Annotated in this window: 18 protein-coding genes; 9 read left to right on the top strand and 9 right to left on the bottom strand. The window is 64.6% G+C overall.

From position 1 onward, the window contains the following. Positions 1-3 precede the first annotated feature (3 nt). The 8 genes from nadC to IVB22_RS00985 all read right to left on the bottom strand — a co-directional run bounded on the left by nadC (position 4) and on the right by IVB22_RS00985 (position 8,010). Positions 4-873, bottom strand: a complete 870-nt coding sequence (gene nadC / locus IVB22_RS01020) for a carboxylating nicotinate-nucleotide diphosphorylase (RefSeq protein WP_247515468.1) — start codon at positions 871-873, stop codon at positions 4-6. Then, positions 870-2,423 carry an L-aspartate oxidase gene (locus IVB22_RS01015; RefSeq protein WP_247515467.1) on the bottom strand — a complete coding sequence of 518 codons (1,554 nt, stop codon included), beginning with the start codon at positions 2,421-2,423 and terminating at the stop codon, positions 870-872. Before IVB22_RS01015 ends, nadC begins: the two co-directional genes overlap by 4 nt. Next, on the bottom strand, positions 2,420-3,406 hold the full coding sequence (gene nadA / locus IVB22_RS01010) for a quinolinate synthase NadA (RefSeq protein ID WP_247515466.1): 987 nt from the start codon (positions 3,404-3,406) through the stop codon (positions 2,420-2,422). The genes IVB22_RS01015 and nadA overlap by 4 nt, the downstream gene beginning before the upstream one ends. A gap of 54 nt (positions 3,407-3,460) precedes the next feature. Further along, complete coding sequence (locus tag IVB22_RS01005; protein WP_247515465.1) at positions 3,461-4,417, bottom strand: hypothetical protein; 957 nt, start codon at positions 4,415-4,417, stop codon at positions 3,461-3,463. 37 nt (positions 4,418-4,454) lie between these two features. Further along, the gene (locus IVB22_RS01000; protein ID WP_247515464.1) at positions 4,455-4,976 is read right to left on the bottom strand and encodes a hypothetical protein; all 522 of its coding nucleotides are present in this window, start codon (positions 4,974-4,976) and stop codon (positions 4,455-4,457) included. Between the two features lie 118 nt (positions 4,977-5,094). Then, positions 5,095-6,375: an O-acetylhomoserine aminocarboxypropyltransferase gene (locus IVB22_RS00995; protein ID WP_247515463.1), complete on the bottom strand. Its 1,281-nt coding sequence runs from the start codon at positions 6,373-6,375 to the stop codon at positions 5,095-5,097. Between the two features lie 152 nt (positions 6,376-6,527). Beyond that, positions 6,528-7,112, bottom strand: coding sequence for a CoA-binding protein (locus IVB22_RS00990; RefSeq protein ID WP_247515462.1), 585 nt, complete (start codon positions 7,110-7,112; stop codon positions 6,528-6,530). A 73-nt stretch (positions 7,113-7,185) separates the two neighbouring features. Continuing rightward, positions 7,186-8,010 (bottom strand): enoyl-CoA hydratase, encoded by an 825-nt coding sequence (locus IVB22_RS00985; RefSeq protein WP_247515461.1) that lies wholly within the window; start codon positions 8,008-8,010, stop codon positions 7,186-7,188. 86 nt (positions 8,011-8,096) lie between these two features. Here IVB22_RS00985 and IVB22_RS00980 point away from each other — a divergent pair, with 86 nt between their 5' ends. The 5 genes from IVB22_RS00980 (at position 8,097) to thrS (ending at position 12,517) form a co-directional block, all read left to right on the top strand. Continuing rightward, positions 8,097-8,525 (top strand): PaaI family thioesterase, encoded by a 429-nt coding sequence (locus IVB22_RS00980; protein ID WP_247515460.1) that lies wholly within the window; start codon positions 8,097-8,099, stop codon positions 8,523-8,525. A 153-nt stretch (positions 8,526-8,678) separates the two neighbouring features. Beyond that, positions 8,679-9,143, top strand: a complete 465-nt coding sequence (rplM, locus tag IVB22_RS00975; RefSeq protein WP_057858836.1) for a 50S ribosomal protein L13 — start codon at positions 8,679-8,681, stop codon at positions 9,141-9,143. 1 nt (position 9,144) lies between these two features. Further along, a complete protein-coding gene (rpsI, locus tag IVB22_RS00970) occupies positions 9,145-9,621 on the top strand; it encodes a 30S ribosomal protein S9 (RefSeq protein ID WP_108513524.1) in 477 nt (158 codons plus the stop codon). A 232-nt stretch (positions 9,622-9,853) separates the two neighbouring features. Beyond that, a complete protein-coding gene (locus tag IVB22_RS00965; protein ID WP_247515459.1) occupies positions 9,854-11,071 on the top strand; it encodes a GGDEF domain-containing protein in 1,218 nt (405 codons plus the stop codon). A 234-nt stretch (positions 11,072-11,305) separates the two neighbouring features. Continuing rightward, positions 11,306-12,517, top strand: a complete 1,212-nt coding sequence (thrS, locus tag IVB22_RS00960) for a threonine--tRNA ligase (protein WP_247515458.1) — start codon at positions 11,306-11,308, stop codon at positions 12,515-12,517. Between the two features lie 211 nt (positions 12,518-12,728). Here thrS and IVB22_RS00955 read toward each other — a convergent pair whose 3' ends face one another. Then, positions 12,729-13,577 carry an IclR family transcriptional regulator gene (locus IVB22_RS00955; protein WP_247515457.1) on the bottom strand — a complete coding sequence of 283 codons (849 nt, stop codon included), beginning with the start codon at positions 13,575-13,577 and terminating at the stop codon, positions 12,729-12,731. A 131-nt stretch (positions 13,578-13,708) separates the two neighbouring features. Here IVB22_RS00955 and IVB22_RS00950 point away from each other — a divergent pair, with 131 nt between their 5' ends. From IVB22_RS00950 to pdxA, 4 genes are read left to right on the top strand one after another with little or no spacing between them, the layout of a single operon-like run. Next, on the top strand, positions 13,709-14,632 hold the full coding sequence (locus tag IVB22_RS00950; RefSeq protein WP_247515456.1) for a dihydrodipicolinate synthase family protein: 924 nt from the start codon (positions 13,709-13,711) through the stop codon (positions 14,630-14,632). 25 nt (positions 14,633-14,657) lie between these two features. Next, the gene (locus IVB22_RS00945) at positions 14,658-16,121 is read left to right on the top strand and encodes an FAD-binding oxidoreductase (RefSeq protein ID WP_247515455.1); all 1,464 of its coding nucleotides are present in this window, start codon (positions 14,658-14,660) and stop codon (positions 16,119-16,121) included. A gap of 2 nt (positions 16,122-16,123) precedes the next feature. Further along, complete coding sequence (locus IVB22_RS00940) at positions 16,124-17,236, top strand: four-carbon acid sugar kinase family protein (RefSeq protein WP_247515495.1); 1,113 nt, start codon at positions 16,124-16,126, stop codon at positions 17,234-17,236. Beyond that, the gene (gene pdxA / locus IVB22_RS00935; RefSeq protein ID WP_247515454.1) at positions 17,233-18,270 is read left to right on the top strand and encodes a 4-hydroxythreonine-4-phosphate dehydrogenase PdxA; all 1,038 of its coding nucleotides are present in this window, start codon (positions 17,233-17,235) and stop codon (positions 18,268-18,270) included. Before IVB22_RS00940 ends, pdxA begins: the two co-directional genes overlap by 4 nt. The last annotated feature ends 1 nt before the right edge of the window (position 18,271 follow it).

The raw sequence follows: 18,271 nt of genomic DNA, 5'->3' as shown, positions 1-18,271 counted from the left end.
GCGTTACGCTGCCTGCCGATTGAGTCCGAGATAATCGAGCCCGATATCGAGCGCGGCGGAGCTGTGGGTCAGCCAGCCGGCCGAAATCAGATCGACGCCGGTGGCGGCAATCGCTTTGGCAGTCTCGACGGTGATGCGGCCGGAAGCTTCCGTGATCGCCCGGCCGTCCGTCATCGCTACTGCCTGCCGCAGTTGCTCGACCGTCATGTTGTCGAGCAGGACGGCATCCACGCCGATCGCGAGGGCCTGTTCGAGCTGCGACAGCGTATCGACCTCGACCTCGATCTTGACGAGGTGGCCGGCATGCGCCTTTGCGCGCTCGATCGCGGTTCTGACATCGCCGGCCAGCGCAATGTGGTTGTCCTTGATCAAAATGGCATCGTCGAGGCCGAAGCGGTGGTTGCTGCCGCCGCCGGCGCGGACCGCGTATTTTTCCAGCGTGCGCAATCCGGGCGTGGTCTTGCGGGTGCAGACGATGCGCGCTTTGGTGCCTTGCGCTGCCGACACCAGCGAGGCGGTTGCGGTGGCGACGCCGCTGAGATGGCAGAGAAAATTCAGCGCTGTCCGCTCGCCGGTCAACAGCCCGCGCGCCGGCCCCTCGATCGCGGCGATCACATCTCCCGGCGCCACCACGCTGCCGTCAGGTCGCTCCACGGTGAGCTGGATGGCAGGATTCACGAGCTGAAATGCACAGCGCGCGATGTCGAGCCCGGCCACGACACCGGGCTGGCGCGCGCGCAACACCAGCGAGGTTTGCCTGTCGACTGGGACGATCGCATCCGCCGTGATGTCGCCGGCGCGGCCTAAGTCTTCGAGCAGGGCGGTTCGAACCAGCGGCTCGTACATGAGAGGCAGAAGCGGCGTAAGTGTCACGGCTGGGCACTCCCGACAGACAGAGATCCGGTTTCAACGATGTCGCGAGCGCTGTCGAGCGCGTCCGCAAGCGAGATGGAAGACGGCATGGCCGAGGGCAGGATGTCGGGGAAGTCGCTGCGGTAATGCCCGCCGCGGCTTTCATCGCGCCGCCAGGCGGCGATTGCCATCATCAATCCCACCAGCGCGGGATCGGAAGCCGCGCTGTGGCCGCTGGCGATCGGATAGAGGCTGCGAATCGCACGTTCGATTCCATGCCGGTCACGGAGTACGCCGAGGCCTTGCGACAGTATCGGCCGCACGGACGAAGGATCGGACGCGGGTGGAGGCGCATTGGCAGCGCGCGTTTTCAGCGGGCCGCGGCTCGCACCCTGGACACTCTCCGCAACCCATTGCGCGCAGACGATCGCTTCCATCAGCGAATTGCTGGCGAGCCGGTTGGCGCCATGCAGCCCGGTGCGGCTGACCTCGCCGCAGGCCCACAGGCCGTTCACGGTGCTGCGGCCCTCGATATCCACGCATATCCCGCCCATGTGGTAGTGCACCGCCGGCCTCACCGGAATCGGATCGGTTGCGGGATCGATCCCGGCCATCTTGCAGAAGGCGGAAATGACGGGATAGCGTTTTGCAAATTCCGCTCCCGGATGCTTCCGCGCGTCGAGGAAGACGCGATGTCCCTCCGCGCGGCGACGCCAGACCGCGCGCGCGACGATGTCGCGGGCCGCAAGCTCGGCACCAGGCTGGTCCGCCATGAAGCGATGTCCAGTATCGTCGATCAGGATCGCGCCGTCACCGCGAACGGCCTCGGTGACCAACGGCATCGGACGCGACGGCCCGTCGAAGGCAGTCGGGTGAAACTGGATGAACTCGAGATCGGAGAGCAGTGCGCCAGCACGTGCCGCCAGCGCCAGTCCCTGGCCGAAGCAACCGGCTGGGTTGGTACTGTCCAAAAACAGGCCGCCGATTCCACCTGTGGCGATCACGACACGGCTGGTGTCGATCACCAGCGGACCCTGCGCGTTCACCGCGAGTACGCCCTTGATGGCATTGTCCTCGACGATCAGGCTGCGTGCCTCGACGCCTTCCAGCAGCGTGATCGACGGGCAGCGGCGCACCGCTGCGATCAGGGCGCGCATGATTTCACGCCCGGTGCCGTCGCCGGTGGCGTGCACGATCCGGTTGCGGCCGTGCGCGGCCTCCAGGCCAAGTCGCCAGCCGCCATCGGGCCGCCGGTCGAAGGCGACGCCAAGTCTCGCGAGGTGTTCGACGGCCGCAGGAGCCGCGTGAACGATCCGGCTCGCGACGGCTTCATCGCACAGGCCAGCGCCTGCGGCGAGCGTATCGGCGAGGTGCAGGGCAGGGTCATCGTCGCCGCCCATCGCCGCCGCAAGTCCGCCCTGCGCCCACAGGCTCGACGCCTCCGCGCCAAGCGGCGCCTTCGACAGCAGCAACACCGGTTCCGGCGCCATCTGCAGCGCCGTCATCAATCCGGCCGCACCGCCGCCGATGATGACGGGACGGTTGTTGAGCGCTGAAATCTCCGTGCTCATATCGCCAGCATCCTTTCGACGGCACGCCGGGCAGGCGCGGCGATGGCGGGATCGATCGTCACCTCGTGCCGGCCGGTTTCCAGCGCGTGGCGAATGTTCTTCAGCGTGATCCGCTTCATGTGCGGGCACAGGTTGCAGGGCCGGATGAACTCCACGTCGGGGTGGAGCACGGAAACGTTGTCGCTCATCGAGCACTCCGTCAGCAGAACGACCCGGGGCGGGCGTTGTTGGCCGACGAAGTCCGACATCGCTGCCGTCGAGCCGGAGAAGTCGGCTTCCGCGACCACTTCGGGCGGGCACTCCGGATGCGCCAGGATGGTCACGTCAGGATGACTTTCGCGCAGTTCCCGGACGTCGGACGCCGTAAACAGCTCGTGTACCTCGCAATGGCCTTTCCATGCGATGATCTTCACGTTCGTCTGCGCGGCGATGTTTTGCGCGAGATATTCATCCGGCAGCATGATCACGCGCTCGGCGCCGAGCGATTCCACGACCTTGAGCGCATTGCCCGAGGTGCAGCAGATGTCGGATTCCGCCTTCACCGCCGACGAGGTGTTCACATAGGTGACGACGGGGACGCCGGGATAGCGCTGCCGCATCAGCCGCACGTCCTGCGCGGTGATGGAGTCCGCCAGCGAACAGCCCGCCGCAAGATCCGGGATCAGCACGGTCTTTTCCGGGTTCAACAGCTTGGCCGTCTCGGCCATGAAGTGCACGCCGGCCAGCACGATGATGTCGGCATCGACCTTGGTGGCTTCGCGCGCCAGCAGCAGGCTGTCGCCCACGATGTCGGCGACGCCGTGGAAGATTTCAGGCGTCTGGTAGTTGTGCGCGAGGACGACGGCGTTGCGGCTTCGCTTGAGTGCGAGGATGGCGTCGACGTCCTCGGCGAAGGTGGCCCATTCAGGCGGCGGGATGACCCGTTTGACCCGGTCGTAAAGCTCTGCGGAACGCGCGATTGCGGTGGAGCTGAGGTTAGCCATTTATACTCTCCTTGAGTATATCTTGGCTTATACTTATCCTGAGCATAACCGATGTCAAGTGCGCGATAGCGGGAGCTTGGTTCCGACAACCGCCCGTTCCGCCAGCACGCCATGGCGGAACCGGAACAGCTTGGCGGGGCGGCCGACGGTATCGGCAGCGATTGCGCCAGTTTCCTCAACGAGTTGCTGCTGCTCGATCAGGCGACGAAAATTCTGCTTGTGCACCAGCCGGCCTGCAAGCGCCTCAACGCTGCGTTGCAGTTGCAGCAGGGTGAATTCCGCCGGCATCAATTCGAACACCACGGGGCGGTATTTGATCTTGGCGCGCAGTCGGGCGATGCCAGTCGCGAGAATGCGGCGGTGATCTCCCGTCATTTGCCTGCCGGGAATGACGGCGGTGGCGTCTGCCCCATCACGAACCGCTTCCGGGATCAGGCCGGCCTCGTAGAGCAGCTCATAGCGCTGCAGCACCAGTTCCTCATTCCATTCGCGGTCGTCGAGGCCAAACGTGATGGCGACGCGCTGCCAGCGTTCGCGCTGCAGGCTGGCGGTAGCTGCGGATTTCGACCACGCCCGCAGCCGGGATGCCAACGTCTTCGCCGGCGCGGCGGGAAGACCGGAGCGTTGATCCTCCCAGGGGAAATATTCGTACCAGCCGGACCAATGCGCCTCAAAGCCCTGGCCGACCTGGTCCTCGCGGGTCAGGCCCAGATAGCTGATCGAGATCGAATGCGGCGACTTGGCATCGCCGGCGCGTCCGCGATCGGCGAACGTGTAGAGCTGCTCGACATAGCCGAGCGGATGGCCGGTCTGCGCCTCGACCCACGCCCGCAATCCCGTCTGCAGCGAACGGTGCGCGAATTCGAACGGGCCGCTTGGCAGCGCGCCGGCGTTGGCGATGGTCATGATCTTGGGCTCGCCGTCGGTAACGGCAACAAGGACGGCGACCAGGTCCGCCGTGGTTGCATTGGCAGCGCCCGTTTTGCTGGCTTTCCGCAGTACCCCTGCCACGTCGGTCGTCCGTCTCCGTTGTTTGGCCAATGCGCGTTTAGCAATATCCGTACACGCCGCAAGCGTACGGCAGGCGGTTCCAGTACGGCTCATAGGGGCCGCCATAATAGGGGCCATCATAACTGTAGGAATGACTGGTGCCGTAGTAACCGGGCAGTGTCGATGATCCCGGCAAGAGCGGCGTGCCGAAGACGCGCGGCGCGTAGGCCTTGATGCCGGTCGGCACGAGCACCTCTTCTTCGAGCACCAAGGTACGGCCGCGCCGCACATAAAGGGGGGCCGCCGGCGGGGCAACCGTGGTGCGATAATTGTAATGGTCGCGCGGCAGGCCGGGCGGCAACTGGCGGACGGCCCGGACCGCGGCGCGCCTGCCGGCGGCAGTTTTTTCGGTGCGCTTCGTCGCGGCCGGATTCTCGGCGGGCTTGGCGGCGGCAGGAGGGTCGGCCGGCTTCACTGCTGTGGGGTCATCGGCGGCCTTGGCGGCTCCGAGGCTCTCGTCGGCCGCAGCGGTTCCGACCGCGAAAATCGCGACCAGAAACGGCATCATCCAGCGCAGCATCGTTGGCTCCGAATCATCGAGGGCAGCTCAGTGCCATTTTATGCCGGAATGAGCGTTAACGAGAGGCTTGTGATTTCGAGGCCCGTCATGGCCGAATCCGGCCATGACGGTAATGCCCTCACGCGCTCAGCGCCTGCTCCAGATCCGCGATCAGATCTTCCTTGTCCTCGATGCCGATCGACAGCCGCACGACATCGGGCGCGGCGCCGGATTTCACCTTGGCGGCGTCGTCGAGCTGGCTGTGGGTGGTCGATGCCGGGTGAATCACCAGCGAACGGGTGTCGCCGACATTGGCCAGATGCGAGAACAGTTTCAGGTTCGACACCAGGTTGACGCCGGCGTCGTAACCGCCCCGCAGGCTGAAGGTGAACACCGCCCCGGCGCCCTTTGGCGCGTATTTGCGCGCGAGCTTGTTGTACTTGTCGCTGGCGAGGCCGGCATAGTTCACCGTCGCCACCGCGGAATGGCCGGCAAGAAATTCCGCGATCGCCTTGGCGTTTTCGCAATGCTTCTGCATGCGCAGCGGCAGCGTCTCGATGCCGGTCAGGATCATGAAGGCGTTGAACGGCGAGATCGCCGGGCCGAGGTCGCGCAAGCCCAGGACGCGGCAGGCAATCGCGAAGGCGAAATTGCCAAACGTCTCCTGGATCCTGATGCCGTGATATTCCGGCCGCGGCTCGTTGAGCATCGGGTATTTGTTGTCCTTCGACCAGTCGAAGGTGCCGCCGTCGACGATGATGCCGCCGAGCGAATTGCCGTGGCCGCCCAAAAACTTCGTCAGCGAGTGCACGACGATGTCGGCGCCGTGGTCGATCGGGCGAATCAGGTAGGGCGTCGCCAGCGTGTTGTCGACGATCAGCGGCACGCCGGCCTTGCGGGCCACTTCCGCGATTCCCTCGATGTCGGTGATGCTGCCGGCGGGATTGGCAATCGATTCGATGAAGATCGCCTTGGTGCGCGGCGTCACCGCGCGCTCGAAACTGCCGATATCATCAGGGTCGGCCCACGCCACGTTCCAGCCAAAACTCTTGAACGCATGTGTGAACTGGTTGATCGAGCCGCCATAGAGTTTTCGCGCGGCGATGAACTCGTCGCCCGGCATCAGCAATTGCTGCAGCACCACGACCTGCGCCGCGTGTCCCGAGGCGACCGCAAGCGCCGCGGTGCCGCCTTCCAGCGCCGCAATGCGCTCTTCCAGCACGGCGGTGGTCGGGTTGCCGATGCGGGTATAGATGTTGCCGAACGCCTGCAGCCCGAACAGCGAGGCGGCATGGTCGGCATCGTTGAATACAAAGGACGTGGTTTGATAGATCGGCGTCACCCGCGCCCCGGTGGTGGGATCGGGCTGCGCGCCGGCATGCACGGCAAGGGTCGAAAATCCCGGGAGACGGTCGGTCATTCTTTACGTCCTGTTCTTTGGCTTGCTCGAAATGCGTTGAAGATGCTGATGGCAGGCGTGTCCGCCGTCAAGGCGAGGCGTTCACATCTGATGAATTGGAAACGGGACTGCTTCGTCAGGTCGCGTCTTCGAAATAATTGTTTCTCATTGCGTCACGTCGGCTCGCTTTTGTTCTTTGCGGCGCGATCCGATGCCGCCGTCGCGCCGCCGCCGACGCTCGTCCGGTTCAGCGACAGGCGCATGCCCTGCGTCGGGATCGGCGCGCGCTTCGAGCTCAGCGTGCGCGAATTGACACCCATCCATGAAATCTCCGACGACAGCCGGCCGTACTCGATCTTCGGGCAGCGGTTCATCACCACCTTGAGGCCGGCGGCTTCGGCTTTCTCGGCGGCCGCGTCGTCGCGCGCGCCGAGCTGCATCCAGATCACCTTCGGCGGTGGCGATAGTGTCAGGGCCTCGTCGACGACAGGCATGATGTGGCTGGAATTGCGGAAGATGTCGATCATGTCGACGGGACGGCTGATATCCGACAACGAGGCGACGAAGGGTTTTCCGAGCAGGTTTTTGCCGACGTGACCCGGATTGACCGGGATCATGTCGTAGCCGCGCTGCGCCAGATATTTGAAGGCGAAATAGCTCGGCCGCACATTGACGGGCGAGGCGCCGACCATCGCGATCGACTTCACGCCGTTGAGGATGCTGCGAATGTAGTTGTCGTCGTAATTGTCGTGGTTCATTCTATCCTCTTGCGTCATTGCGAGCCAACGGGTCGCGCGAATGCGCGCCCCGTTGGCTCGCAATGACGGATAATCACTTATCCTGCCATTTCGGTTCGCGCTTCTCGATGAAGGCGCCGATGCCTTCCTCGGCGTCGCGCGCCATCATGTTCTCGGTCATTACCTCGGCCGTATAGCGATAGGCGTCGGCAAGGCTCATTTCGGCCTGGCGATAGAACGCCTCCTTGCCGAGCTTGATCGTGTAGGCCGATTTGAGCGCGACCTTCTGCGCCAGCGCGATCGCCGCATCGCGTTCGGTGCCGGCGGCGACGACACGGTTGACGAGGCCGATATTCTTTGCCGTCGCCGCCGAGATCGGCTCGCCCGTGAGCAGCATCTCCATCGCCTGCTTGCGCGGGATGTTGCGCGACAGCGCCACCATCGGCGTCGAACAGAACAGGCCGATATCGACGCCGGGGGTGGCGAAGCCTGCGGCCTCGGAGGCAACCGCGAGATCGCAGCTCGCCACGAGCTGGCAGCCGGCGGCCGTCGCGATGCCCTGCACGGCGGCGACGACGGGCTTCGGCAGATGCACCACGGCCTGCATCATCGCGCTGCAGGCGTTCATGATCTGCCCGAAATAGGCGCGGCCGCGATCGGCATCGCTGCGGCGCGCGGTCAGTTCCTTCATGTCGTGGCCCGCGGAGAAGGCCGGACCATTGGCCGCGATGACGACCGCGCGCACGCTGTTGTCGCCGTGGATTTCCTTCAGCGCGCCGTGCAGCTCGGCGATCAGGCCTTCCGACAGGCTGTTGCGCGCCGCCGGCCGGTTGAGGGTGAGCAGGCGGATGCTGCCGACGTTTTCCTGCAGCAGGATCGGAGGTTGTGACGTAGGCGCGCGAGCAGTCTGGGCGGGCATTTCTGAGGTTTCCACTCCGAGATTTTTGTTTGGGCTTTGATGACAACCTAATGTAACAGGCACCCTTAATCGAGGGCGGGGGTGGCATGGCGGCAGCGAAAATGAGCGTAGCTGAGCTGGAGAAGTTCCTCCGCGAGGAATTTCCGCAGGCCTTCAGCGATGGCGATGTCACCATCGAAAGCGCCGATGGCGAGACCTGCCTGCTGCGCCGGCGCTTCGACGACCGCATGCTGCGCCCCGGCGGCACGGTGTCGGGGCCGACGCTGATGGCGATGGCCGATTTCGCGATGTATGTGGTGCTGCTCTCGGCGATCGGCCCGGTTGGCCTCGCAGTGACCACCAATCTCAACATCAATTTCCTGCGTAAAGGCCAGCCCGGACAGGATGTGCTGGCGGCGGCGAAGCTCTTGAAACTCGGCAAGCGGCTTGCGGTCGGCGAGGTCAACCTGTTGTCGGGGTCATCGCCCGATCCGATCGCTCACGTGACGGCGACCTACTCCATTCCAAACAAATAGTGTTTCGAGCGGTAATATCGCACCATATTTGTAAGTAGCTGTTATTGCAAAGATAATTTATGAGCATCGGCGTTGACGGATAACGCGCCGTTCTCTAGAAACCGCCCAGTTCGGCGCATCTGGCGCCGATTTCCATTTTCACGGATTCCTCACATGAAAACCTATTCGGCAAAGCCCGCCGAGGTGACGAAGAAGTGGGTGCTGATCGACGCCAAGGGTCTGGTGGTCGGCCGGCTCGCCACTTTGGTCGCCATGCGCCTGCGCGGCAAACACCTCCCGACCTACACACCCCACGTCGATTGCGGCGACAACGTCGTCATCATCAATGCGGCGCATGTCGTGCTGACCGGTCGCAAGCGCGACAACAAGGTCTACTACAAGCACACCGGCTTCATCGGCGGCATCAAGGAACGCACCGCGAAGTCGATCCTCGAGGGTCGATTCCCCGAGCGCGTGGTCGAGAAGGCCATAGAGCGCATGATCCCGCGTGGTCCGCTCGGTCGCGTGCAGATGGGCAATCTGCGCGTTTATCCCGGCGCCGAACATCCGCATGAAGCCCAGCAGCCCGAGAAGGTTGATATCGCTTCGATGAACCGCAAGAACATGAGGGCCGCATAAGATGTCGGATACCATGCAGTCTCTCGACCAGTTGGCGTCGCTGAAGACGGCCGCTCCTGAAGCGCCGAAATACGTCAAGAAGGTCGATAAATACGGCCGCGCCTATGCCACCGGCAAGCGCAAGGACGCGGTCGCCCGCGTCTGGATCAAGCCGGGCGCCGGCAAGATCGTGGTCAACACCCGTGAGGTCGAGGTCTATTTTGCCCGTCCGGTGCTGCGGATGCTGATCCAGCAGCCGCTGGTCGCCGCCGCGCGCGCCGGCCAGTACGACGTCATCTGCACGGTCGCCGGCGGCGGTCTGTCGGGCCAGGCGGGTGCCGTGCGTCACGGCATCTCGAAGGCTCTGACGAACTTCGAGCCGGATCTGCGCGGTGTGCTGAAGAAGGGCGGCTTCCTGACCCGCGACTCCCGCACCGTGGAGCGCAAGAAGTACGGCCGGGCGAAAGCGCGCAAGTCGTTCCAGTTCTCGAAGCGCTAATTGCTTCGCTAAAATTTGCAGCGATTGCTGCATTCACCAGACGAAAGAGGGCGCCGATCGGCGCCCTTTTTGCTTACTATTTAGTGATGGGTTACCACGGATTTTCGTGAAAACTTGCTTACCCGCACAAACGAAATTGGAACACGGCGCTCCTAGTGTCCCAATGCGATGGCGCGAAATTGCATTTCAGTATGCGCCGAACAAGTTGCATCACACGCGTTCGGGTGAGCCCATGTCGTTCGATACGTCCACGCTATATCTGTTTGCCACAATGGTTGCAGGCATGCTCGGGGCCATGCTGCTGCTGTTCGGCAAGCAGGAAAACATCCCGGCCCTGAAATGGTGGGGGACGGCATATCTGCTTGGCGCATCGTCGGTGGCGATCTGGACCATCGGCGGCGCCAAACTCGGCGAGCCGCTGTTGCTGGCGCTGCATGCGCTTGGCTTCGTGGCCTGCGGCATGGTCTGGAACGCCTCGCGCGTATTCCACGGCCGCAAGCCCAATCTGCCGGGGCTGTTGCTTGGCGCGATCGTCTGGGTCGGCACGGCGCTGGCCGTGCCATCACTGAATCCCGCCATGCGGCTGATCGTCGGTGCGGCGATCGTCGCGATCTATGCGGGACTGACGGCTTCCGAATTGTGGAGCGAGCGACGGCGGACGATGCACAAGCGCTGGCCGACGATTGTCGTGCCCGTGATGCATGGTTGCGTGCTGGCGCTGCCGATTCTGCTCGGAAGTCTGCTGCGCCCGCATGATGAAACCTTCACCAGCAGCATCTGGGTGACGGCGTTCTCGATCGAATTGATTCTTTATGCCATCGGCACGGTGTTCGTCATCTTCATGCTGGTGTCGGACCGCGCCGTAACGGTGCACAAGACCGCGGCTTCGGTCGATCCCTTGAGCGGAATGCTGAACCGCCGCGGCTTTTCGGAAGCCTGCAACGGGGTGATCGAACGCGAGGCCGCCGCGGGGCGGCCGGTGACGGTGATGATTTTCGATATCGACCATTTCAAGAGCATCAACGACCGCTTCGGCCATCCCGCCGGGGACGAGATCCTCAAATTGTTCTCCACCGTCGTGGTCAGCAATTTGCGCATCAGCGACCTGTCGGGGCGGATCGGCGGCGAGGAGTTCGCTGCGTTGCTGGCGTGTCCGCTGGAAGAGGGCGTGATCGTGGCCGAGCGCGTGCGCGAGGCGTTCGAGGCGTCCAACATCGCCTGCGAGGAAGGTCCGGTCGATACCACGGTCAGCATCGGCGTCGCCGGCGGACCGGCGGGCACGGAGCTCGAAGTGCTGCTGGCGGCGGCCGACACCGCGCTCTATCAGGCCAAGCGCGGCGGGCGTAACCGGGTCGAGGCCGCCGAAGAGCTGCCGCTGTCGCTGGAGAAATGGCGGCGCAAGACCGCCGGGCGCGCGACTTCGCAGCGGCAGGTGCCGGCGACGCTCTGACGAAGCGCGCGGCGTTGACGCCTGAGCGTTTTCCCGCCATATACAAAGCATGAATAAGCTTCTCTCAGCCGCATTGACCACCACCGCGACCGCTTACGGCGGATCGCCTGCTGGTTGCACGCGCTAGAGACAAGCGTACTTCACCCAGAAAAGGCCCCGCCGGCGACGGACGGGGCCTTTTCTGGTTTTTGATGGTCTTCGTCCGCGCTTTTTCCCCTCGCAAGGATTACAGCTATGGACGATCTCGACCACAGAAATCTCGGTGTGCAGTTCAAGCTCTGGCATCTTCAGGAAGATGCGCCGGGCATGGTGTTCTGGCATCCGCGCGGCTACGCGGTCTATCGGGTGCTGGAGGACTATCTCCGGCGCAAGATGCGCCGCGCCGGCTATGCCGAGGTCCGGACGCCGCAGCTGCTGCCAAAGGAGTTCTGGGGCCGCAGCGGCCACTGGGACAAGTTCGGCGAGCACATGTTCCGGGTCGACGACGGCGAGCACGCGATGGCGCTGAAGCCGATGTCGTGCCCGTGCCACGTACAGATCTTCAACAAGGGCCTGCGCTCGTGGCGGGAGCTTCCGATCCGCTATGCCGAGTTCGGCGCTTGCCACCGCAATGAGCCTTCCGGTTCGCTGCACGGCATCATGCGGACGCGCGCCTTCGAGCAGGACGACGCGCATGTGTTCTGCCGCGAGCAGGACGTGGAGGGCGAAGTCGCGTGCTTCATCGCCCTGCTGGACGAGGTCTATCGCGACCTCGGCTTTCCCGACTACGAGGTGGCGCTGGCGACGCGGCCGGCGGTGCGCGCCGGCGACGACGCGACGTGGGACTGGTCGGAGGCGAAGCTCGGCGATGCCGCGCGGCAATGCGGCCTCGCGCCTCAAATCAATCCCGGCGAAGGTGCGTTCTACGGACCGAAGCTGGAATTCGCGCTGCGCGACCGGCTGGGACGATCCTGGCAGTGCGGCACAGTGCAGCTCGACGGCGTACTGCCGCAGCGGCTTGAGGCGTCCTACGTCGCTCCCGACGGCAGCCGCGCGAGGCCCCTGATGATCCACCACGCCATCTTCGGATCGCTCGGTCGCATGATCGCGATCCTGCTCGAGCACCATGGCGGCGTGCTTCCGTTCTGGCTGTCGCCGGACCAGGTCGCGGTCGCGCCGATCTCGAAAGACCACGCCGGATACGGCGCGGACGTGCTGGCGGCGTTCGAGGATGCCGGAATCCGCGCCGTTGCCTATGACGGCGCCGATACCCTTTCGCGGCGCATCGTAGCGGCGCATGAAATGGCGGTGCCGGTGATGGCCATCGTCGGCGGGCGCGAGATGAGCGAGGGTCGGGTGAGCCTGCGCGAGCGCGACGGCTCACAGGCCGATGTTCCGCTGGCCGAGGCGGTGTCCCGCCTGCAGGCGAGGGCCCGGCCGGGCGCCCGTATCGCTGAAGCCTTGTAAAACGTGCCTCAGGCGCGCGTCGATTGGTGGATCCCTAAGTCAGCCGGGGGTTGGCGCAGCGCCCGCGGACGCAGGATCCTGGGCAAGCAGGCCATAGGAAGAGGAGGTATGTCGCGTGCTAGCACATCGCGTCATTTTCGCTGCGATGCGGAGTTTGGTCGCTACCGGGGCATAACGGTCATTGGTCAAGCCCGCACCAATCAAGCTCGATTTATGAGTACGCGCCCTGGTGCGACAGGCCAGCCTTGATCGCGAGCTCCTGCACGACAGCAGCGACACGCATCAGTTCGGGCAGGGCCTGGTCGCGGAAGGCGGCCATATCCATGCGCGTCGCATCGACCGTCACGCTCAGACCGGCAGTCACCGAACCTTGCGCGCCGAAGATCGGCGCGGCCAGCGTGCGGAGACCGTAGGCGTTTTCGCCGTCGGAGACCGCGTAGCCCTGTTGCCTGACCAGGTCGAGCCGGTCGAGCAGGGCATCGAGGTCTGTCAGCGTTCGCTCCGACAATTTGATGCGCGGCCGTAATTCCAGCCGGCGGATTTGCTCGTCGCGCGGCAGATGCGCCAACATGATATGGCCGAGGGCTGCACTGTAAGCCGGAATTCGCGTGCCAGGCCGGCGGTCCATCTTGTGCCGGTCGAGGCCGGTGCCGACGCGCGCCAGATAGATCACGTCGCCGCCGTCGAGCGCGCCGAGCGACGCCGCGTCGCTCGCTGACGGCACGAGGTCGCGCAGCAACGGCTCGGCCAAAGCGCGCAGCGTTCCGCCCGATAGCACCGTGTAACCGAGATCGAGACAGGCGACGCCGAGCCGGAACCGGCGGCTCTGCGGAATGTTTTGGAGATAGCCGAGTTCAATCAGCGTCTGGATCAGGCGGAACGCCGTTCCGCGATCGAGACTGGCGCGCGCGGCAATCTCGCTGAGCGTCAATTCATAGGCCTCGCTGGAAAAGCTCTGCAGCACCGCGAAGGCCTTGCCGACGGATGCAACGTAGTTCTTGGGATTCTTCGGCGGCGCGGGTGACGCGCGCTTGGCGGGTGCTTTGGGTGCCTTGGCCATCTCAATGCCTGCTCGCAATAACGACGGCCGGCGGCCCTTGACGCGGCGCAGGCACGGTCCTAGGAAGGTGGTATCAAACAACAACAAATGTTCGCATTCCGAACAATGCCTTTTCGGCGATCGGAGGAAATTTGTCAACGTCGTCCCTGCGTCCTCATGGCGTGTTCAGTGCTGCGCTGACGCCGCTCGACGCCGAGCTCGCCCCCGATCATGCGCGTTTCGTCGCGCATTGCCGCTACCTCCTGAGCGAGGGCTGCGATGGCATCGCGCTGCTTGGCACCACCGGCGAGGCCAACTCCTTCTCGGCCGCCGAACGCACCGCGCTGCTTGAGGCGGTCGTGCGGGACGGCATCGCGCCGAACCGGCTGCTGCCCGGAACCGGCGTCGCGGCGCTCAGCGAAACGATAGCGCTGACACGTCACGCGCTGTCCGTCGGCGTCGATACCGTGGTGATGCTGCCGCCATTCTATTACAAGGGCGTCACCGATGATGGCGTCTATGCGTCCTACAGCGAAGTCGTGCAGCGGCTCGGCGATGCGCGGCTCAGAATCGTGCTCTATCATATTCCTCAGATGTCGGCGCAGCCGATCTCGCATGCGCTGATCGAGCGGCTGCGCGCGGCCTATCCGGCGACCTTCATCGGCATCAAGGATTCCTCCGGCGACTTCGCCAATATGACCGCGATGGTCGAGCGCTTCCCGAGCTTTGCAGTGTTGGTCGGTGCAGATCCGCTGCTGCTTCCGCTGCTACGCAAGGGCGGCGCGGGATGTATCACCGCGACCTCCAATCTCGTGGCGCGCGATCTCGCCTACATCTACAAGCATTTCCGCGACAGTGACGATGACGCCGCGCTTGCGGCCGCGCAGGCGCGCATTGTGAAGGCGCGAGAACTTGTCTCGCGTTTTCCGCAGATGGCTTCGCTGAAGGCCCTGGTCGCTGAGCGTACCGGCCATGCCGGATGGCAACGCCTCCGGCCGCCGCTGGAGTCGCTGCCGCCTTCGCAGGTGAAGGAGCTGCTTGCCGACGCCGGCGCGTTTGTCGCCGCGAGCGTCTAATACAGGTAGGTGACGAGGCGACCTGATGTCCGAATCCACCCAGGATATTCTTGCTGGATTGGTTGATATCGTCGGCGCCAATCACGTCATCGACTCCGGCGGCGATCAGGAGCCCTATGTGGTGGACTGGCGCGGACGCTATCGCGGTCGCGCCGTTGCGGTAGTGAAGCCCGGCTCGACGGCCGAGGTTGCGGCGGTCGTCCGATATTGTGCCGAAAGGCGGCTGGCGATCGTCCCGCAAGGCGGCAACACCGGGATGTGCGGCGCCGCGACGCCGAATGACGGCGCGTTCAATGTCGTGATCCGCCTCGACCGTATGCGGCGCGTGCGCGACGTGAGCCCGCTTGCCAATACCATCACGGTGGAGGCCGGCTGCATCCTCGCCGAAGTGCAAGCCGCGGCCACGGCGGCAGACCGTTACTTTCCGTTGAGCCTCGGGGCCGAGGGCTCCTGCCAGATCGGCGGCAACATCTCGACCAATGCCGGCGGCACGGCGGTGCTGCGGTACGGACCGATGCGGGATCTGGTGCTCGGGCTGGAAGTGGTGCTGCCGGACGGACGCATCTTCAACGGCCTGCGCGCACTGCGCAAGGACAATACGGGCTACGCTCTCAAGCAGCTCTTCATCGGCGCGGAAGGAACGCTTGGCATTGTCACCGCGGCGGTGCTGAAGCTGTTTGCGCCGCCGCGCAGCTCAGCCCTCGCGCTGCTCAAGTTGCAGAGCGTCGAGCAGGCCCTGCAGATCATGCAGCGCCTGCGCGGCGCCGTCGGCGACCGGCTCGGCAGTCTCGAAATCATGTCACGCAGCCAGATCGAGGCGATCGCCGCGACCGTGCCGCATGTCGCCATCCCCTTCGAGCTCACCACGCCGTGGTACCTGATCGTCGAATTGACCGACACGCTGGCCGGGGTCGACCTCAACGAACCGCTTGCCGCCGTGCTTTCGGATGCGATGGATGCAGGCCTGGCCGAGGATGCTGTGCTGGCGTCCAGCCTCGCCCAGGCGAAGGCGATCTGGGCGGTGCGGCACAGCGTGTCCGAAGGCAACAAGCGCAGCGGTTACGTGGTGTCGCATGACAGCGTGGTTCCGCTGGAGAACCAGGCCGCGTTCGCCACCAATGTCGAGAACAGGATCAAGGCCGCCGTTCCCCACGCGCGCGTAGTGATGCATGGCCATATCGGCGACGGAAATATTCACGTCGTCGCGCTGATCGATCGTGATCGTTGCAGTGATCCTGCCGCGACCGCCGCGCTGGTGGCGCAAATCAATGAAATCGTCGACGACGAGACCGCGGCGCAAGGCGGCGCGATCAGCGCCGAGCACGGTATCGGCATCACCAATCGCGGCCGGCTCGCGCGCGTGGCCGATCCGCTCGATATCGACCTGATGCGCGGCATCAAGCAACTACTCGACCCGAACGGCCTGATGAATCCGGACAAGATCTTCGCGGGCGAGCGCGGCGTAACCGGCAGCACTGGAGCGGCATGACGATGACGAGCGTCCGCCTTCTCGCCGACGACCTCACCGGTGCGCTCGACACCGCGGCCGAGTTCGTCGGGCTGTGCGGGCCTTTCGACGTGACCTGGCCGATGGCGCTCTCGACGAACAGGTCGGCGAGCCTTGCGATCGACAGTGGCACGCGCGAGCTCGCAAGGGCTGAGAGCGCCGAAATCGTCGGGCGATTGGCGCCGCTGCTGCACGAGGGCACGATTGCCTACAAAAAGGTCGACAGCCTGCTGCGCGGTGAGTGGGCGGCGGAACTCGGCGCCTGCCTGCGCAGCGGCTACTGGGGCTCCTGCGTCGTCGCGCCGGCCTTCGACTATCAGGGGCGCCGCACCCGCGACGGTCAGCAGTTCGCGCGGACGCCGGACGGCGATTGGTATCAGGTCGGCGAAAACCTGCTGGCGCAATTGAGAGCGGAGAACATCGACGCCTGGCAAGGCGGGCTCGATACGTTGTCTCATGGCGGCGTTCAGGTCTTCGATGCCGACAGCGACCGGGACCTCGATCGCGTGGTCGAGATAGGACGGCGCTTGGCCGTGCCCGTCCTGTGGTGCGGGAGCGGCGGACTGGCCGGTGCCCTGGCGCGCGGCAGCCGCGCCGATGTGCCGCGCCATTTGAAAAAGCCGGTGCTGGGATTGTTCGGGTCCGATCAGACCGTCACCGCGTCGCAGCTTGAGGTATGCGGCGAGGCCACCGTCGCGCTTGCCGAAGGCGACGCTGGAGGTGCGGCGCGGGTGCACCGCAAGCTTGCCGATGACGGCGTCGCGCTGGTGAAATTTTCGCTACCTGAGAGATTGTCGCGCGCAGAGGCGGCACGTCGGATCGCGCGTGAAATAACCGCGCTGATCTCGGAGCTTGATCCTCCCGGCACGTTGATCGTCGCGGGCGGCGAGACCTTGAAGGCTGTCTGCGTCGCGCTCGGTGCGCACGCGTTGCAGGTCGCCGGGCGTCTCGTGCCGGGGTTGCCACGCTCGATTTTGCAGGGCGGCCGCTGGGCCGGCGTCGACGTGATCTCAAAATCCGGAGCATTTGGTACAAGGGAGCTGTGGCGCGATCTGCTCCAGGACAATCAATTGCTCAACACAAGGAAACCGACATGACCTCTCGCCATCTGGCAATCACCATGGGCGATCCGGCCGGGATCGGACCGGAGATCATCGTCAAGGCCTGCATCGGATTGCAGGACAGGATCACGAACGGCGACCTGCGCCTGCTGATCATCGGCAGCGGCGCCGCGTTGAACGGCGCAAAGGCCGCGCTCGGCGCCAGCGTTGCCATCCCGGAGGTAAACGCCGAAGACGCCGATTGGCCCAATCTCTGTTTTCTGCAGGCCGACGCCGAGGGCGCGCCGATCCATCCGGGTGTATTGAGTGCTGATGGTGGACGCTTTGCATACAAGGCGATCGAGCAGGGCGTGCGGCTGACGCAGGCCGGCCGAACCGCGGCCATCGTCACGGCGCCACTGAACAAGGAGGCGCTCAACAAGGCAGGTTACCACTATCCCGGGCATACCGAGATGCTGGCGCATCTCACCGGCGTGCGCGGCTCGGTGATGCTGCTGGCCCATGGCAACATGCGCGTCAGCCATGTCTCGACCCATGTGGCGCTGGAGGATGTACCGAAGCGATTGACCCCGGAGCGGCTCCGTCAGGTGATCGACCTCACCGACGACGCGTTGCGCCGGCTCGGCATCGCGCGCCCCAAGATCGCCATCGCTGCGCTCAATCCGCATGCGGGCGAGGGCGGGTTGTTCGGGCGGCAGGATATCGACGTTTCGGCGCCGACGATCGCCAAAGCAGTTGATGATGGCCTCGATGTCGTCGGGCCGGTGCCGGGCGACACCATCTTCGTCAAGCTGCGCGCCGGTCAATTCGATGCTGTCGTCGCGATGTATCACGACCAGGGGCACATTCCGGTAAAACTGCTCGGCTTCCAGGTCGATCCCGCGACCGGCCGTTGGCAGGAGCTTTCGGGCGTCAACATCACGCTCGGGCTTCCGATTATCCGCACCTCCGTCGATCACGGCACGGCCTTCGACATCGCAGGCAAGGGCATTGCCAACGAGCACAGCCTGATCGAGGCCATCGACTACGCCGAACGCCTGGCCGGCGGCACCTCCATAGCTCCAAAGTGAT

It is taken from the genome of Bradyrhizobium sp. 190 (genome assembly GCF_023073415.1).
Lineage (GTDB): Bacteria > Pseudomonadota > Alphaproteobacteria > Rhizobiales > Xanthobacteraceae > Bradyrhizobium.
This window is presented reverse-complemented; position numbering and strand designations above follow the sequence as displayed.

Excerpts from the sequence above, each read along its gene's own strand:
- IVB22_RS01015 (WP_247515467.1), bottom strand. The coding sequence starts at position 2,423 with ATGAGCACGGAGATTTCAGCGCTCAACAACCGTCCCGTCATCATCGGC.
- nadA (WP_247515466.1), bottom strand. The coding sequence starts at position 3,406 with ATGGCTAACCTCAGCTCCACCGCAATCGCGCGTTCCGCAGAGCTTTAC.
- IVB22_RS01000 (WP_247515464.1), bottom strand. The coding sequence starts at position 4,976 with ATGCTGCGCTGGATGATGCCGTTTCTGGTCGCGATTTTCGCGGTCGGA.
- IVB22_RS00995 (WP_247515463.1), bottom strand. The coding sequence starts at position 6,375 with ATGACCGACCGTCTCCCGGGATTTTCGACCCTTGCCGTGCATGCCGGC.
- IVB22_RS00990 (WP_247515462.1), bottom strand. The coding sequence starts at position 7,112 with ATGAACCACGACAATTACGACGACAACTACATTCGCAGCATCCTCAAC.
- IVB22_RS00985 (WP_247515461.1), bottom strand. The coding sequence starts at position 8,010 with ATGCCCGCCCAGACTGCTCGCGCGCCTACGTCACAACCTCCGATCCTG.
- IVB22_RS00980 (WP_247515460.1), top strand. The coding sequence starts at position 8,097 with ATGGCGGCAGCGAAAATGAGCGTAGCTGAGCTGGAGAAGTTCCTCCGC.
- rplM (WP_057858836.1), top strand. The coding sequence starts at position 8,679 with ATGAAAACCTATTCGGCAAAGCCCGCCGAGGTGACGAAGAAGTGGGTG.
- rpsI (WP_108513524.1), top strand. The coding sequence starts at position 9,145 with ATGTCGGATACCATGCAGTCTCTCGACCAGTTGGCGTCGCTGAAGACG.
- IVB22_RS00965 (WP_247515459.1), top strand. The coding sequence starts at position 9,854 with ATGTCGTTCGATACGTCCACGCTATATCTGTTTGCCACAATGGTTGCA.
- thrS (WP_247515458.1), top strand. The coding sequence starts at position 11,306 with ATGGACGATCTCGACCACAGAAATCTCGGTGTGCAGTTCAAGCTCTGG.
- IVB22_RS00955 (WP_247515457.1), bottom strand. The coding sequence starts at position 13,577 with ATGGCCAAGGCACCCAAAGCACCCGCCAAGCGCGCGTCACCCGCGCCG.
- IVB22_RS00945 (WP_247515455.1), top strand. The coding sequence starts at position 14,658 with ATGTCCGAATCCACCCAGGATATTCTTGCTGGATTGGTTGATATCGTC.
- IVB22_RS00940 (WP_247515495.1), top strand. The coding sequence starts at position 16,124 with ATGACGAGCGTCCGCCTTCTCGCCGACGACCTCACCGGTGCGCTCGAC.
- pdxA (WP_247515454.1), top strand. The coding sequence starts at position 17,233 with ATGACCTCTCGCCATCTGGCAATCACCATGGGCGATCCGGCCGGGATC.